The 15,899-nt window shown below is 40.1% G+C and carries 14 protein-coding genes; 7 read left to right on the top strand and 7 right to left on the bottom strand.

Going from position 1 to position 15,899, the window contains the following annotated elements:
• Both MTF68_RS05045 and MTF68_RS05050 read right to left on the bottom strand, forming a co-directional pair.
• On the bottom strand, positions 1-2,154 hold the full coding sequence (locus MTF68_RS05045; RefSeq protein WP_248461868.1) for a bifunctional TVP38/TMEM64 family protein/FAD-dependent oxidoreductase: 2,154 nt from the start codon (positions 2,152-2,154) through the stop codon (positions 1-3).
• A gap of 16 nt (positions 2,155-2,170) precedes the next feature.
• Positions 2,171-4,525 (bottom strand): TonB-dependent receptor, encoded by a 2,355-nt coding sequence (locus MTF68_RS05050; RefSeq protein WP_248461869.1) that lies wholly within the window; start codon positions 4,523-4,525, stop codon positions 2,171-2,173.
• Positions 4,526-4,872: 347 nt separating this feature from the next.
• Between MTF68_RS05050 and MTF68_RS05055 the strand changes: the two genes are divergently transcribed.
• Entirely contained in the window at positions 4,873-5,286 is a 414-nt protein-coding gene (locus tag MTF68_RS05055) for a hypothetical protein (protein ID WP_004589588.1), read from the top strand.
• 85 nt (positions 5,287-5,371) lie between these two features.
• Here MTF68_RS05055 and MTF68_RS05060 read toward each other — a convergent pair whose 3' ends face one another.
• The gene (locus MTF68_RS05060; RefSeq protein ID WP_004589589.1) at positions 5,372-5,797 is read right to left on the bottom strand and encodes a hemerythrin domain-containing protein; all 426 of its coding nucleotides are present in this window, start codon (positions 5,795-5,797) and stop codon (positions 5,372-5,374) included.
• Positions 5,798-6,114: 317 nt separating this feature from the next.
• On the opposite strand from MTF68_RS05060, the gene MTF68_RS05065 reads away from it, so the two are divergent.
• Genes MTF68_RS05065 through MTF68_RS05075 form a run of 3 tightly spaced genes read left to right on the top strand, consistent with a single transcriptional unit; the run spans position 6,115 to position 6,926 of the window.
• Positions 6,115-6,366, top strand: a complete 252-nt coding sequence (locus MTF68_RS05065; protein ID WP_004589590.1) for a hypothetical protein — start codon at positions 6,115-6,117, stop codon at positions 6,364-6,366.
• A 57-nt stretch (positions 6,367-6,423) separates the two neighbouring features.
• Complete coding sequence (locus tag MTF68_RS05070) at positions 6,424-6,681, top strand: hypothetical protein (protein ID WP_248461870.1); 258 nt, start codon at positions 6,424-6,426, stop codon at positions 6,679-6,681.
• Between the two features lie 26 nt (positions 6,682-6,707).
• Positions 6,708-6,926, top strand: coding sequence for a DUF6500 family protein (locus tag MTF68_RS05075; RefSeq protein ID WP_004589592.1), 219 nt, complete (start codon positions 6,708-6,710; stop codon positions 6,924-6,926).
• A gap of 10 nt (positions 6,927-6,936) precedes the next feature.
• Here the strand turns inward: MTF68_RS05075 and MTF68_RS05080 are convergent, their stop codons facing one another.
• On the bottom strand, positions 6,937-8,844 hold the full coding sequence (locus MTF68_RS05080) for a tetratricopeptide repeat-containing diguanylate cyclase (RefSeq protein ID WP_248461871.1): 1,908 nt from the start codon (positions 8,842-8,844) through the stop codon (positions 6,937-6,939).
• A gap of 300 nt (positions 8,845-9,144) precedes the next feature.
• Between MTF68_RS05080 and MTF68_RS05085 the strand changes: the two genes are divergently transcribed.
• The 3 genes from MTF68_RS05085 to MTF68_RS05095 all read left to right on the top strand — a co-directional run bounded on the left by MTF68_RS05085 (position 9,145) and on the right by MTF68_RS05095 (position 12,285).
• Positions 9,145-10,140 carry a transposase gene (locus MTF68_RS05085; protein WP_248461872.1) on the top strand — a complete coding sequence of 332 codons (996 nt, stop codon included), beginning with the start codon at positions 9,145-9,147 and terminating at the stop codon, positions 10,138-10,140.
• 568 nt (positions 10,141-10,708) lie between these two features.
• The gene (locus tag MTF68_RS05090) at positions 10,709-11,215 is read left to right on the top strand and encodes a TetR/AcrR family transcriptional regulator (RefSeq protein ID WP_039972541.1); all 507 of its coding nucleotides are present in this window, start codon (positions 10,709-10,711) and stop codon (positions 11,213-11,215) included.
• A gap of 11 nt (positions 11,216-11,226) precedes the next feature.
• Entirely contained in the window at positions 11,227-12,285 is a 1,059-nt protein-coding gene (locus tag MTF68_RS05095) for an alcohol dehydrogenase family protein (protein WP_138579870.1), read from the top strand.
• Positions 12,286-12,341: 56 nt separating this feature from the next.
• Here the strand turns inward: MTF68_RS05095 and MTF68_RS05100 are convergent, their stop codons facing one another.
• The 3 genes from MTF68_RS05100 to MTF68_RS05110 form a co-directional block, all read right to left on the bottom strand.
• Positions 12,342-13,568: a threonine/serine exporter family protein gene (locus MTF68_RS05100; protein WP_029773039.1), complete on the bottom strand. Its 1,227-nt coding sequence runs from the start codon at positions 13,566-13,568 to the stop codon at positions 12,342-12,344.
• 107 nt (positions 13,569-13,675) lie between these two features.
• Positions 13,676-14,905: a glycosyltransferase gene (locus MTF68_RS05105; RefSeq protein ID WP_248461873.1), complete on the bottom strand. Its 1,230-nt coding sequence runs from the start codon at positions 14,903-14,905 to the stop codon at positions 13,676-13,678.
• On the bottom strand, positions 14,905-15,882 hold the full coding sequence (locus MTF68_RS05110; protein ID WP_248461874.1) for a LacI family DNA-binding transcriptional regulator: 978 nt from the start codon (positions 15,880-15,882) through the stop codon (positions 14,905-14,907). Before MTF68_RS05110 ends, MTF68_RS05105 begins: the two co-directional genes overlap by 1 nt.
• Between the last annotated feature and the right edge of the window lie 17 nt (positions 15,883-15,899).

The following is a 15,899-nucleotide window of genomic DNA, read 5'->3' on the forward strand; positions in this document are numbered from 1 at the left end:
TTAGCCTCTGCGCCATGTGTGGTATTTTTCAAGCATGTTAAGTACTTTTTCAGGTGCGTGAGCGCGTTTCCACTCGCCTGCTGCGTACTTGTTACCTTCAGCCCACGTAGGGTAGCTGTGAATTGTGCCTAGTATTTTGTTAAGGCCTAAACCGTGTTTCATTGCCAGTACAAACTCAGCAATTAAATCGCCAGCGTGCTCAGATACCACAGTAACACCGAGTATTTTGTCTTTGCCTTTTGGTGTAATTACTTTAATAAAGCCTTTTGTGGCGCTGTCGGTAATGGCGCGGTCAAGCTCTTCAAATTCAAAGCGAGTGATTTCATAGTCTATGCCTTTATCAATAGCATCTTGCTCGTTTAAGCCAACACGTGCTACTTCTGGGTCAATAAATGTGGTCCACGGAATAACACGGTAATCTACTTTAAACTTTTTAAGATTACCAAATAAGCCATTTACTGCTGCGTACCAACCCTGATGAGCGGCTACGTGCGTAAACTGATACGGACCTACAATATCGCCAGCGGCAAAAATGTTAGGGTAAAGCGTTTCAAGGTATTCGTTAGTGACTACAGTGCGGTTAGTTTCTATGCCAAGTTCTTCAAGGCCGTAACCTTTAAGGCGCGCGCTTCGGCCCACAGCACATAGTAGCTCATCGTATTCAATATCGATTTCGGTATCATTATGCTTTACCACAATGAACTTTTTACCGTCGCGCGCTTCACAGCGCAGTGCCTGATGCGAGGTTAAAATGTTTACGCCGCTCTCAGTAAGCGCTTCGTGAGCAAAGGTAGACACCTCTAAGTCTTCTTTGATCATAATACGCTCAGCCATTTCAATTTGCGTAACATTTGAGCCTAAGCGTGCAAAGCTTTGTGCAAGTTCACTACCAATTGGACCACCGCCAAGTACAACAAGCTTTTTAGGGGCTTCTTCAAGCTCAGCAAATTTAGTCCATAATGTATCGCTTGTTACATAGCCTGTTTCTTCAATACCAGGAAGTGGCGGTACAAATGGGCGTGCACCAGTGGCAATAACAATAGTACGGGCGGTTAATGTTTGCGTGCCACCGTCGTTAAGCTTAATTTCTACAGTCCACGGGTCTAATAATTTACCGTAGCCTTTTACTACATCTACGCCTAGGTTAGTGTAACGCTCAACACTATCGTGTGGTGCGATGTCGGCAATTACTTGGTGTACTCGTGCCATTACTTTTTTAAACGAAAACTGCGGTGTCGCGTTTTCAAGGCCATAATGTTCGCCATGGCGAATTTGCTCGGCAATTTTAGCGCTTTTAATCACCGCTTTACTTGGCACACAGCCGTAGTTTAAGCAGTCGCCGCCCATTTCGCCGGCTTCAATAAGGGTTACTTTTGCTTTAACAGCTGCTGCAATGTAGCTTGTCACTAAGCCGCCAGCACCTGCGCCAATAACAATCATGTTACGGTCAAACTTTTTAGGTTTAGTGTAATTTTTGTATACGCGACGTTTTTTAAACACGTTTAAGATTCCTTTAGCAATAAAAGGGAATACACCCAATAAAGCGAACGATAAAATAAGATCGAGTGATAAAATGCCTGATAAGCTCTCAATTTGCGCAAGTTGCGTACCCGCGTTTACAAATACAAATGTACCCGCCAGCATGCCTATTTGGCTTACCCAGTAAAAGGTCCATGCTTTAATTGCGGTAACACCCATCAATAAGTTAATTAAAAAGAACGGAAATACTGGCACTAACCTAAGCGTAAATAAGTAAAAGCCACCTTCTTTTTCAACGCCTGCGTCAATAGCGTCTAAGCGCTCAGGAAAACGCTGTTTAATTGTATCGCGCAGTAAGTAACGCGATACTAAAAAGGCAAGCGTAGCACCTACCGTAGAGGCAAACGAGGCAACCAATAAGCCTTCAACTAAGCCAAATAACGCACCTGCGGCTAGTGTTAATATAGCCGCCCCCGGTAATGAGAGTGCCGTTACCACTACGTATAATAAAAAGAAGCCACCAAAAACCAACAATGGTGATTGCTCTTTATATTGGCTAAATTGATCCATCGACCCTTTTAAGCCTTCAAGCGTAAGTAACTGGTGTAAATTAAAGTGAAAGAACAAGCCTATAGCCGCTGCTGCAATCAATACCAAAAATAGTTTTTTAATCATGTTCTCTCAACCGCTCTTAAAAATTATGGGTTAGTGTTAATTTTGCGTTTATTGGCAGTTCTGGAAATGCCAATGTTGCGCCAAAGTAACCCCCTTCAAATACTGGGCGCCAGTTTTTTTGATTAGTGACATTGTTTACATCTAATCGCAACTTAGTCCTAGGCGTAAATGCGTAGCTAGTATTAACGTTTAGCGTGTATTGATCACGAATTTTAACTGTTGCTAAAAAGTCTAATGGGTAACTCTTTGTATATAGACCTGAAAAACCCATTTGCCATTTCGAATTAATTGAATAATTTCCGTTAAAACTGAACGATTGCTCAGGAATGCCCTGAACTTGGCGGTTTGAAGGTGCAAACGCGGTAAAACTTGGTGCGCCAACGCCGGTACCTGCAATAATATCTGGGCGTGAATTGTCAAACGCATCGATTACTTGAGCAGAATCTTGACTGCTTGCAGAATTGTCGTAACGAGCGTCTATGTAGCTGTAACCCGCACTTAGCCAATATGGGTAGGCATCGTAAAATACTTGGCTTTCAAAACCTGTAGTACGAATACCTGTATTGCTGCCGTCGCGATTACGTAAACTACGGCGCTGGCTAAATACCGCGCCATCAGCGTACCAGTCTCTGTCGGTTGGGGCGTACTTTAAGCCAAACTCAACTAAGGTGTTTTCGGTTGCAAAATTTTGTGCGCTAATTGTGTTATCGCCGCCAAGTGATGTACCGCCAGCCATACTGTTTGATGTTGCTTCGTTATAACTTGCTGCACCATAAGTGGTGTAATCACTATTTAATTTGTAATTAAAGCTAACTTGGCCAGAATGCAGGGTTTCGTTAATGCTGTCGCTTGCGGCAACTTGACCTTGTGGTGCAATAGGGTCGTTTGCTTCTACATCGTAAAAGTCAACGCGGTAACCCGCACTGGTATGAAGTTTATCGCCCCAATCTGAATCTTGCTGAATAGCAAGCCCTGTTTGCCATGAACGTGAATCGGTGGTGTCTGATAAGTTAAAGTCGCCGCTGCCATCGTTATCTAAATCGTATTGACCACCAGGCGATACAAATACACCTGGGCTTAGCTCTACTAAACGTGCTTTTTGTGCATCGGTTAAGGGAATGCGGCGGTTTGAAAGTGGGCCAGTTAAATCAATAGGTAAATCGGCCTCGGTAGTAAATTGGCTGTAGCCAAGTACTTTGTTATAGCGTACGTCAAAAGCAAAAATTGTTTGCTGGTCACTGTTCCAGCGGTAAGTAAGCTCAGTACGGTTTTGCGCTGTATCAGCGCCGTCTATAATTTCTACAAAGCTGTTTTGGGCTATTTCTTCACGCTGTAAATGCTGAAAATACGTAATGTTTTTAAGTGAGGCATTAGCACTTAGCTCGCGCTTATAAATGCTGTGAATTAAATAAGTTGTAGCTTCGTTTTGGTTATCAGGGTCGGTAAGTACGGTGCTGCGATCTATTTTTACTTGCCCAGTAGGCGATACAATTGAACCCGCTGCTGGTACGGTACTACCATTGGCTTGCACGCCTTGGCCGGTAATATAAAGGCCATCATCAATTAAGGCTTGGGTAGGGCGGTTAATACCGGCGTTGTCGGTAAATTCAACTTGGTATAGCTCAAAGTTAATATCCCAACTGCTTTTATCATCGGGCAATATGCGTAGTGCTGCAAATAAACTGTCGCTTTTAGTGCCTGAGTAATCGTAGTAACTGCCTTCATCAAGGTGCTCGTAACTTACTCTAAGGCCCACTTTATCTTTTATAATGGGGGCAGTGTAATCTACCCGGGCACTGTATTGATCCCATCGCCCGGCTGAGAGTTTAACTTTACCTTTACTTTCATCTGTAGAGGCAGTCTTTGAGTGTAAATTTACAAAACCACCGTTACGTTGGCTTGAACCAAATAAAACAGGTGGTGCACCTTTTACTACGTCTATTTGTTCTACAGAATTGAACGATAACGGCACGCCAAAGCCATTATTACCCGCTTGACGACGTGTACCATCTTGAAAAAGCTCACCCAGTTGGCCACGAATAGTAGGTAAGCTTGGCGCACCAAAGCCACTTGCAGAGTAAGTGTTTGGGCTCACGGCTAGTACGTCTTGTAGGGTAGTAATATTTAGTTGCTCTATTAACTCGCTTGAAATAGGCGTTACTGAGCGTGCTATGTCTTGCAGTGCAAGGTTGTCGCCGAAGGGGCCGTTAATAGTGGCATCTTTTACAGAAAGCCCTTGAGATTTAATCGTTTGGCCTGCTACTTCAATACGTTCAATTGAGTCGGTATTAGCTGCAGATTGTGCCGCATGAGCATAAAAATTAGGTGTGAGTGAAGCGGCTATAAAAAGTGCCAAATATGAATGTTTCAAAAGGGTTCTCATTTTGGTTAGTGTGAATGTGGCAATAAAGACCTGCAGCTTTGTGAATAACTTTCAGTAAATATTAATTCTTTTTGTTTTTTAGAATGAAACGTTAAAAGTTTAGCACATTGCTCAAAAGCGTTATTCAGTTTTAGGCACTATGTTTTTGTTTTACAAATACTGTAGTTAGTTATTGCCATAATAGGTCGTAATTTATAAATAGCGGTTTTATACGCAAACAAACGCAAAGCAGGGCACAGAATTTATTAAAAAATTATACATTAAGGTGAAATAAAATATGTGTTGAGCGGTCTTGCTAGTTTCAACATTAAATTATTTAGTTTTAAGGAAATTTTATGACTGGTACAACAGGTACTGACTTTCAAAATCGTTTGCAGTGGTCGCTTTTTTCGCTACGCCTAGGCGTATTTATTGTAATGATTATGTGGACGTTTGATAAGTTTGTTAACCCTGGGCATAGCGCACGAATTTTTGAGCATTTTTATGGTGTTAGCGGCTCTACAGATGTGGTTGCTTATGTACTGGGGGCGTTACAGCTTATTTTAGTGTTGGCTTTTTTAGCGGGTATTAAAAAGCGCCTTACTTATGGCGTTATATTTGTAATGCACGGCCTATCAACGCTTTCATCTTATAATCAGTATATTGATGGCTTTAATAACTTATTGTTTTTTACAGCGTGGCCAATGTGGGCAGCGTGTTTTGCACTTTATGTGTTACGCGAGCAAGACGTTAAATTTACCATTAAGTAGCACTGCAAAAAAAATGGTTATAAGCCATACGGCTTATAACCAATAAGTACACAAGGGAGTGTATGGAAGTCGGTTTAATTAATAACTAATGCATGGCATCGTTGTACTGTTTAGCTAGGCTTTCTTTTTGCCCTTCGGTTAGGGCTTTACCCGCTAATTGAAATACTTCATGTTCTTCTTCGCTTAAATGATGATGCACTAAATGGTGCAATTTTTTAGCAGCAACTAACCATGCCGATGAGCTCATTTCGGTGTCTTCAAGTTGTTCTATTAATTCGTCAATTTCATGGTGTTCAGCAACGCTGTGGCGTGCTTTTTCGTGCGTTAGATCGTCAAACATAAGTGGGTTATAAAAATAACGCTCTTCAAATTTTGCATGATCTTCTAATTCGGTTTTTAGCTCGTCCATTAGCTTGTGGCGCTGCTGCGTATCGCCGTGCGTTTGAATAAGGGCATCTACTAACTCGCGTTGTTTATCGTGGTCGTGACGTAGCGCTTCAAAAATATTCATAACTCTTTCCTTGCTGTAATTGCTTTATAAACTTTTAAAAAGCAAGCGCAGTGCCAGATTTTAATATGTTGATATAATTGACTTTAATGTACTTTTGGTTGGTTTGGATGGCGTTGCTCTGTAACTTTTACACATAAACAGCTGCAATTTTTTCAGATTAAAAGAGGTGATTGCTTTTGACGCTACATAAGCTTACATATTTTTACTGGTTGGGTATTTTATTGAGGTGGTAAAGTAGCGCATTATTTGGGTACAAGCTGTACATACTTGCCTTACCTATATTTTTATAAAACTTTAGATATTAGGATAGTTTAAGGATGAACTTAAAAAGCCCCACTACAGCATTATTACTGTGCGCGTTATTAAGTGCATGTAGTACAGCCGAGCATTCTGAACGACGTGTATGCATACAAGAGGCAGAAATGACTGAGCTAAATGGCGCTAAAACAAGCTCAGAGGTTTACAATGAATGTGTAAGCGCTCAAATAAAAAAGGATGCTAAAGGCGACACTTTTTTTGATGAAGTTGGTGTGTTTTTTATTGATCTACTTGTTTTAATAGCCGACTAAGTAAGCAAACTTACAGCTATAATTTAAAGCACAAGGGTGCGTAAAATAGGATTGAATATGAAAGCGTTTTTAATTGTATTTTCATTGTGTATATTTTTAACTGGCTGTGCGGCAAAGCCTTATGCGGGCTCTGCTCAATGTATGGAGCAAGCTGATATAGCTTATGAAACCAATATACATAAAAATGAGCCGCTAAATAATGAATGCAAAGCTACAAAAGTAAATACGCCTAATAAAGAGTTTCAGAATCATAGTATTGTTGATAGAAGTCTTTTACAGCTAATTGTTAGTTTTTTAAACGGTATATTTAGATAATTAAAATACAATTAAATAAGGTATGTATGCAGGAAGAACTAAAAGCAAAAATTATAGCTGTGTGCGATAAAAAAATAGCAGCCAAAGGCGAAAACGTAGGCCTTTCTTTTTACGCTTTTTTTGCAAATAAAAACGACAATCCAGAGCTGCTGATGCAAGCCGCTACGTGGTGGATACACACCCATAAGTTAGATCACTTTGAAAAAGCGATAAAAATAAAACAAATGATTATTGAAGGTGACTAATAACGTATATTTACGCGATTGCTATTTGGTTTCTGCCATTTTCTTTTGCTTTATAGAGTTGTTGGTCTGCACGTTTAATTAGCTCGCTAAGTGAGTCGCTTTTAGCATCACTTATTGCCACGCCAGCACTAAAGGTAACGTGTGTTTTACTTGGCAATGCCTCAATATGACTACAGTACTGCGCTAACTTATTCTCAAGATTTTCAAAAAAGTTGTTTATTTTATCGCGATTTTGCGTTTTTAAAACAAATAGCCACTCTTCGCCGCCATAGCGCCCAAACTTATCGTTAGTACTTAGTGTGTCTTTTGCTGCTTGAGCAAACTTTATAAGTACTAAATCTCCTATATCGTGGCCAAATTTGTCGTTAATAGCTTTAAAGTAATCTAAATCGACAATAGCTATTGCTAAGCTCTGCTGGGATAAACACTCATTTGCTTTTTGCAAAATGCCACGCCGATTTAAGCTGTTAGTTAGGTAGTCGGTTAATGCTATAGCATGGTATTTTTTACGTTGGCGCATTTGGCGGTAAAATAAAAATAGCGACACGATGACCAAAATAAAGGCAATTGAGGCACTTAAGCGCCAAATTATTTTTTGCTGGTGTTCTTCTGTAGCCTGCAGTTTGTTTATGTCTTTTTCGTATTCTAGCTGTAAAATTTTGTCTTCTTTTTCTTTTACTTCAAATTTAACTTGTAAAGTTTTTATATTGGTTTCGCTGGTGGCTTCGTAGTGTTTTATTGTATAAGCAAGCTCATCTTCAATAGCTTTAAATGCATCTTCGGTGAAGTTAAGCTGGCGCTTTAATTTATAGCGTTTGCTTAAAAAATCAGCCTTATAAATGCTGCGGCTAAATTTATCTAGGTTTAAAAATACTTCGTCGTTTACTTGGTTGGCTTTATTTAATAAATTTTGCTTTGTGTAGATGTCTGATAATAAAATCATTGATGCTAAATGCATGTCATTAATGCCGGCAGAGCTTGCAAGTGCAATATTTTTGTTTGTAAGCATTAAAGCTGTATCGTAATTACCCTGCAGGTATTGAATATTTGCAATAGAATATTGAGCGAAGGCTAAACCTTTTTTCATATTAACTTTGCTAAAATAAGCCAGCGCTTTATTTAAGTATACAAGCGCGTTTTTAGGCTGACCGACCTCAAGTAATACGTTTCCTAAACTCCAGTAAGCTTTAGCAGTAAATAGGCCGTCGCTTGTTTGCTCGTAGGCATCTACCGCTTTTTGGGCATAATAAATGGCTTTTTCTTTATCATCTTTGTAGAGGTAGTTGTAAGCGTCGGCAATTTTTCTAAAAAAGTAGCCCTGTGAGGCTATGTCTTCTTCCTTTATAGCAAGCTCTAAACCTGTTAACGCCGCACTTAGCGTTTTTTTAAGTTCGTCGGTTTCGGTGTAGTAATAGGCTATAGCCCGAAAAACAATGATTTGTTCGTTAGGAGAAAGCTGTTTTACCTGCGTTTGCAGTTGATTAGCAAGCGATTGCGCATTACTTAGCTCTTTGTTAATTGCGAAAAGCTTAAGCTGAGCCTCTAAAAATAGTAGGTGACTGTTTTTATATGTTACAAGCTCAGTACTCTTTAAATACATTAGCAAATGGGTACTTAGCGCGGTGTATTGTTCTTGTCGAAAAAGTAGCTCTGAATATAAGGCAGCCGCTTCAAGGTGCAACTGTTTATGCTTTGTATGTTTAGTGACATTATAAGCGCGGGTTAGTTGTTTTTGGTGTAAAAGGTAATCTAGCTTGTTGGCTTTAATATCACTAAGCAGGCTTTGGATTGATTTTATATCAGATGAAGTTAGTGAAGAGCTACTGGCAAATGTAGCACTACTTGTTAGTAAAAATAACAGGAGCACAAAAAAGCGAAACCACACCATATTGATTTTTATTATTATATTGTTCGTCATTTATTTTTACTGAATCAACACCCAAAACGATATAACTAACTATAGCATTGCTTGTAAATAACAAGTTAATACTTTATTGGGTGAAGATCAGGGAATACACCACCACATCCCTTTGAAAGTCCAATTTTTAGTAAATAAGTATGAAAAGCATTATTAAAATAATGATGGCACCCATCTAAAACTTAATAATGACACCCATCAAAACACAAATAATAAAATAATAACGACACCCATCATAATAGTTGTATAAAACACAAGCTCGGACTACGCTTTAGCTCAAATAATGAACAGGGTTGTGTTATGGCTATTGCTCGAAAGCGCCAAATAAGTTTGGCAGATACAAAATATTATCACTGTATTTCACGTTGTGTTCGCCGGGCATATTTGTGTGGTGAAGACCCTTTTACAGGACAAAATTACGCGCATAGAAGAGGGTGGGTAGAGGATAAGCTTATCAGCCTTGCAAAGGTATTTTGTATAGATGTTTGTGCATATGCAGTTATGAGTAATCATACACATATTGTGTTGTATGTAGATGATAAAAAAGCTAATAGGTTAAACGACAAAGCAATAGCAATTCGTTGGCACAAGCTTTTTAAAGGCACCGCTATCACGCATAAATTTATACGCGGTGAGAAGTTATCGGCTACCGAACATTGGTTTTTAAACGAGAGCCTAAAGCTGTATCGAGAACGCTTAAGTAGTATTAGCTGGTTTATGCGAGCATTGAACGAAAATATTGCAAGGCGAGCTAACAAAGAAGATGGCTGCACAGGGCGGTTTTGGGAAGGACGATTTAAATCTCAAGCGTTACTAGATGAAGCTGCTTTGTTAGCGTGCATGGCATATGTAGATTTAAATCCAATACGCGCCAAAGCGGCTGAAACACCTGAGGATTCGCACTTTACGAGCGTAAAACAACGCATAAAATCAATTGCACTTAAAAGCAACCAGGCGTTAAAAGTTAAGCACCCAAAACAGTTATTACGCTTTGCAGGAAAGTCTAAAAAATACATGCCAAAAGGTTTACCATTCGAATTAAAAACGTATTTAGAGTTAGTTGAATTAACAGGCAGATGTATTCGCGTTGATAAAATAGGCTTTATTGCGCATTCAACACCTGAATTATTGATACGTTTGAATATAGCGCCAGAGAACTGGTTAAAACTTACAACCGAATTTGGCAATGTTTTTCATGGAGCGGTGGGGCGTGTAAGCTCATTAGATAGCTATTGTAAACATCAAGCTATTAAGCGAAGGCCTAGCTATTCAAACAGTAAAAAATTATTAGCCTAATAAAACCCACTATATAAATAGTATGTCACTTAGCTTTGCTGAGCTTTTATTGTGCCTGAAGTTTCTAAACTGCCATAAGATTATGATAAAAAGCTTAAGTATATAAACTTAAACATCTCCATTACCACTCAACATCTCAAATCAACATATAAATCCAACCAAATATTTCTTACCACATTGTTAATTTATAAATAATTAGATTGGGTGTCAAAATTATTATTTTGATAAGATTATGATAAAAAGCTTAAGTATATAAACTCAAACATCTCTATTTCCACTCAACATCTCAAATCAAATATAAATCCAACCAAATATTTCTTACTACATTGTTAATTTATAAATAATTAAAGTGGGTGTCATAGTTATGGCTTTATTATGACTAAGAAAGATTAAAGGGATGCCATATCTTTAAATATCCTCATATATTTTGGACTCTAGGGCTTTCCTAGCTTGTTTATTAATTATGGGTGTCATAGTTATTATTTTGTATAAATCTGTATTGGTTGACATGTAGAATGAATGCTCTACCATATTGGGTAGAGTATTCATTCTACATGAGTTAAACACTATGCTAAAACAAGATATAGCTGCTGCGCTTGAGGTGGCCTTTAGTCAACATGGTTTTGCTGAGCCTAGTGTGGCTAAGCTGCAAAAACTCAGTGGCGTTAGTTTGCGCACCCTTTATAAATATTACCCGTCAAAGCAGGCAATGATCATTGCTGCGCTTGAGTACCGCCATAATCGCTATATTAATTTTTTACTTAAAGATGCACCTGCTCCGGGAGTTGAGGCGGTTTTGCACATGTTTGATCAACTAAAAGCGTGGATGGTGCAATTTGCGCCTAATGGCTGTTTATCTATTAATGCGTTGTCGGCGTTTCCTGAAGATGAAGCTATTAGCCTTGCGGTGCAAACACATAAAAATGACGTAAAAAAACTGCTAGGTGAGCAAGGTTTAAATTCATCGTTGGCTAGTAGCTTGTTTTTGCTGCACGAGGGAGTGTCGAGTGCATGGCCAGTTATGGGCGATGAGGCGGTTACATCAGCAAAAAACAGTATTCTTAAATTAATATAATGGAGCAACCAATGGCAAATTTACCTAGCACAATGCACGCTGTACAGCTTACCGAGCATGGCGATTTTGATGTATTAAAGTATGCAACTAACTTACCGTTGCCAGCGCTTGCACAAACAGATGTACTTATAAAAGTCATGGCGGCAGGTGTTAATAACACAGATCTTAATACCCGCACGGCGTGGTACGCTAAAAAACAAAGCAGTAAAGACGATGCAAGTTGGTCTGGTGATGCGTTTGTTTTTCCTCGTATTCAAGGGGCAGATGTATGCGGCGTAATTGTGGCTGTTGGTAAAAACGTAGATCAAAGCCGTATTGGTGAGCGCGTTATTGTTGAGCCATGTTTAATTAAAGCTAATGGCGAAAAGCTTAAATCGCCATGGTATTTTGGCTCTGAGTGCGATGGTGGCTTTGCACAGTTTACCCGCGTTGACTCTATTCACGCTTATAAAATTAATAGTAACTATAGTGATGAAGAGCTGGCCTCTTTTCCGTGCTCATATTCTACGGCCGAAAACATGCTATTTCGCTCAAACCCACAGCAAGGGCAAACCGTTTTAATTACAGGCGCTTCTGGTGGTGTTGGTTCAGCGGCGGTGCAATTAGCTAAAGCACGTGGCGCTTTTGTTATTGCCATTACGAGTAAAAGTAAGGCGCAGCAGCTCAAAGAGTTAGGTGCTGATAAAGTTATATTTCGTGAAGATGATTTAATTCAAGCCTTAGGTAAAAACAGTGTTGATGTAGTCATTGACCTTGTTGCCGGCGAGCAATGGCCTGCACTGCTGGAGGTATTAAAACCAAAGGGGCGTTATGCGGTGTCGGGCGCTATTGGCGGGGCATTAGTCGAGCTTGATATACGTACTTTGTACTTAAAAGATTTAACTTTTTTTGGCTGTACAGTTATAGAGCCTGAGGTATTTAAAAGCTTAGTTAACTTTATTGAACAAGAAAAAATAAAGCCTATTGTGGCGCAAACATTCCCACTGAGCGAAATTGTTACGGCGCAAAAAGTGTTTGCACAAAAACAACACGTAGGAAAAATTGTACTCACCATCCCTCATAGCGAATAGCGCGTTAAACAACAAAGCCCGTTACAAAGTAAACGGGCTTTTAAATGGTAACAAGCTTATAAGCTTTTTTTAGGCGGTAAAGCCACGTTTGCAAATATTAGCCCTGCTACAAGCGACATAAATATTAAAAACGTTTGCTGGCCTATATGCTCGGCGTAAACAAAGTCTTGGCCTTCAATAAGCGAGTTTAAGCCAATATACGTTTTACTGCCGGGTACCAGTACAATTAAGCCTTGCATGGCAACAATGGAAGCTGGCGCATTTGCAACGCGGTTAAATAAGTTACTAAACACTCCAACCGAAAGCGCACCAACAAACGTGCCTAACGTGTAGTCAAGGTACATAGCCGAACCAATACTCGTGCCATAGGCTATAAAACCAGATGCGATTGACCATCCAGCATGTTTAAGTTTGGTTCTAAATATCACTATTAAGCTGCTACAAAGTAAAAATATAGCCAGCCACGCAGTCCAGCGCGGTAGTGGCTCGGGCTGTACAAAATCGGTTTGGCCAAATATGGCAAAGCCAATGCCTATGCCAATAAAGGCGCCAAAGTACAGTTTAAATAACAGCATAAACGAGTCCATAACCCGCGCCGTACCCGACACCAAATGCCTAGCTGCAAGCTCTGCTAAACCAAGCGCTAGCGCTAAACCGGGTATAAATACAATAATGGCTGAAAGCACCACTAACCGTATATTTATATCGGGCGAAATATACACACTTATTGCACAAGCCAGCACTGCCGATACTATAGCAACCAGGGGCTCAAGCATATGAGCAACCCGTTTTGAGCGCCCCGACCACAGTACAAACACATATACCACTAAAGTAAGTAACGCAGACCAAATAACGTCTGTCCAGCTGGTACCCATTAGCATGGCAAATGCCCCCCCCGATGTTGCAAAAGCAATACCGGTAACAAATTTATTGTACGGGTTTGGCATGTCGTAAATGGCATCAAGCTGAGCATCAACTTCTTGTAAGGTGAGCTTGTCGTCGAGCATTTGATTAACTAAGTCGTCGGTGTCGGCAAGTGAGCCTAAGTCGTGATCGCCTGGGTCTACGCGTGCCACGTGGGTGTATTCGTCTTCGTGGCCATCAGTCCAAATTACAAACGTTACCGAAGTTGGCGACATGACAAAAGACGATTTAAGTCCTAAGTAAGTGGCCACTTCCATTAAGTGTGCTTCTAGGCGGTACGCTGGGGTGCCGTACTTATGAAGCATTTTACCTAATTTAACGATAAATTTGCGTTTTTCAGTAAAGGTTGCAGTTTTCAAATCTTGTATGGACCAGTGTGTAAATAAATTAGCTAAAAGTATAGGCTAAAACGCCCATTTGTAATGGGCGCGATTTTAAACACAAATCTGTAGGAGTCTAGTCATTTTTAATCTAATTTTTTATTTTTTTCAGCAATCCATTGCGCCATATATTGCGTACTGCGCATAGTATGGTGTTTTAACATTTGTCCGGTGAAGTTTTTTTCCCTATGCGCTTTTAAATCGTTGCTTATAGAGTCAATTTTATTAATTAACGCCGCGCTTAATTTTACTTTGTCGTACAAGGTATTAAGTAGCGTATTGCCAGCTTGTTGCGCATGTTCAAAATCGGCTTGATTGGTGTAAAGCTCAACGGCTGCATTTGCAAAATCGTCGGTATTATTAGCCACTTTACCAGGCCATGGTAGTTCGTTGTGCATTCCCTCACTGCCTATATTGGTAGTTACACTGGGGGTTTGCATTATCATTGCTTCTAGCAGCTTGCCTTTTATACCTGCGCCAAAACGAAGTGGGGCTAAACATACGCGTGCGCTTTGCATTACCTCATAGGCGTTATCGGCCCAGCCTTTTATTAAAAAACCGGTTTTAGGGTTATTAAGTGCTGTTGCTTTTGGTGGCGGGTAAGAGCCATAAATATGCAGTTCTGCTTTTGGTAATTGCTTGCGAATAAGTGGCCATATTTTTTGTAAGTACAGCACGGCATCCCAGTTGGGGGCGTGTCTAAAGTTACCTATGGTCATAAAGTGCTCACGTTGTTCAAACGAGTTTGTTTGCGCAGGTAAAGCGGTTAAATCGACCATAAAAGGGAGATGATGTAATAAACTGGCTTCTACGTTAAATACACTACTAAGTAATTGCATTTCAAAGCTTGAAATAATTAAGCTTAGGTCGCAGCGCAATATTGCGGCTATTTCGCGTTTTGCTATGTCTGAATGTAAATCGCTGGTGGTAAATTCTCGCTCGCCTTTGTGCGCTTCGTGGCGAGCATTACGTAGGCATTGTAAATCTTCGGTATCGAGTATTTTTATGGCATTAGGGCAATGTTTATCTACACGCCAGCCAAATTGCTCTTCCATCATAAAGCGGTCAAACATCACTATGTCTGGGTTGTACGCTTTAACGTACTCATCAAAACTTTCGCAGTTTAGGGCAATGCTTTGACTGGTAATACCAAAGTGATCTAGGTTTACCATGTGCTCGGTGCGTTGTGCTGGGGTGGCAAATTCTACTTGCCAATTTTGCGCTTTAAATGCATTTAATAACGACATCATGTGCGTACCCGCAGCAGACGAATTTGGCTCTGGCCATACGTAACCAATTACCAGCACTTTTTTCATTACGGTGTTTCTCTAATTTGTAGGTTTACATTTACCAGTGTTTTTACTGGTGCAGTGTTTGTTTGAAGTTGTTCTTGCAGCACTAAAATACTGCGCTTAGCAAGCTCTTGCGTGTTTATATTGGCGCAAGTAAAGCGAGGTTGCATTTCGGTAATATCAGGAATATGTAAGCAGCTTACTATATTGTTTTTTAAATGCGGGGCGGCGGCTAAAACACCATGCGCAATTATATTATTAGCGCATACAACCGCGTCAATACTCGGATTATTAAGTAATGTGCTACTAAATATTTGCTTAGCATGTAATGGGGTGCTTTTTGTGCACGTAATAGCTGGCTCAGGGGTTATATTGTGTTTTTTACACGCGCTATTAAAGCCACTTAATAAACCCTGTGCAGATAAGCTTTCATCACCCACAAACAGTATGTTTTTAGGCGAATCATTTATTAGCTGCAGTGTTACTACATGGCTTGCTTTAGTGTAGTCGGGTAAAACACACGGGGCTGAGCTGTAAGGTACTTCGTGCATTAGGCTAATAACATGGTAGGCAGCAGCAAGGTTGTCGAGCCACTGCGCACAGGTACTAGCCACAGGGCAAATTATAAATGCAGCCACTTTGTATTCTTTTAAATTATTTATTAGCTGCGTTTGGCGCTCTACGCTGTTGTTACTACTAACAATAATGGCCTGAAAAAAAGCTTCGCTTAAAGCCTGCTCTATATTTTTAGCAAGCAATGCCATAAGCGGGTTTGTTAAATCGTCAATCACTACAACCACTAAATTAGAGCGCCCAGAGCGCATAGCTGCTGCATCGCGATTATACACATAACCTAGCTCATCTATGGCTTGTAACACTTTTTGTTTGCTTTTATCGGCTACTTTATTGCTGTGTGTAAGTACCAGCGATACGGTCGATTTAGACACCCCCGCACGGTGAGCAACATCAAAAATAGTGACCGATTTAGCTTTGTTAGGCATGGTATTTTAAGCGCGCA

The sequence above is a fragment of the Pseudoalteromonas sp. 2CM37A genome (genome assembly GCF_023161885.1).
Lineage (GTDB): Bacteria > Pseudomonadota > Gammaproteobacteria > Enterobacterales > Alteromonadaceae > Pseudoalteromonas > Pseudoalteromonas atlantica.

Coding starts and splice junctions, on each gene's coding strand:
- MTF68_RS05045 (WP_248461868.1), bottom strand. CDS start 2,154: ATGATTAAAAAACTATTTTTGGTATTGATTGCAGCAGCGGCTATAGGC.
- MTF68_RS05055 (WP_004589588.1), top strand. CDS start 4,873: ATGACTGGTACAACAGGTACTGACTTTCAAAATCGTTTGCAGTGGTCG.
- MTF68_RS05060 (WP_004589589.1), bottom strand. CDS start 5,797: ATGAATATTTTTGAAGCGCTACGTCACGACCACGATAAACAACGCGAG.
- MTF68_RS05065 (WP_004589590.1), top strand. CDS start 6,115: ATGAACTTAAAAAGCCCCACTACAGCATTATTACTGTGCGCGTTATTA.
- MTF68_RS05070 (WP_248461870.1), top strand. CDS start 6,424: ATGAAAGCGTTTTTAATTGTATTTTCATTGTGTATATTTTTAACTGGC.
- MTF68_RS05075 (WP_004589592.1), top strand. CDS start 6,708: ATGCAGGAAGAACTAAAAGCAAAAATTATAGCTGTGTGCGATAAAAAA.
- MTF68_RS05080 (WP_248461871.1), bottom strand. CDS start 8,844: ATGACGAACAATATAATAATAAAAATCAATATGGTGTGGTTTCGCTTT.
- MTF68_RS05085 (WP_248461872.1), top strand. CDS start 9,145: ATGGCTATTGCTCGAAAGCGCCAAATAAGTTTGGCAGATACAAAATAT.
- MTF68_RS05090 (WP_039972541.1), top strand. CDS start 10,709: ATGCTAAAACAAGATATAGCTGCTGCGCTTGAGGTGGCCTTTAGTCAA.
- MTF68_RS05095 (WP_138579870.1), top strand. CDS start 11,227: ATGGCAAATTTACCTAGCACAATGCACGCTGTACAGCTTACCGAGCAT.
- MTF68_RS05105 (WP_248461873.1), bottom strand. CDS start 14,905: ATGAAAAAAGTGCTGGTAATTGGTTACGTATGGCCAGAGCCAAATTCG.
- MTF68_RS05110 (WP_248461874.1), bottom strand. CDS start 15,882: ATGCCTAACAAAGCTAAATCGGTCACTATTTTTGATGTTGCTCACCGT.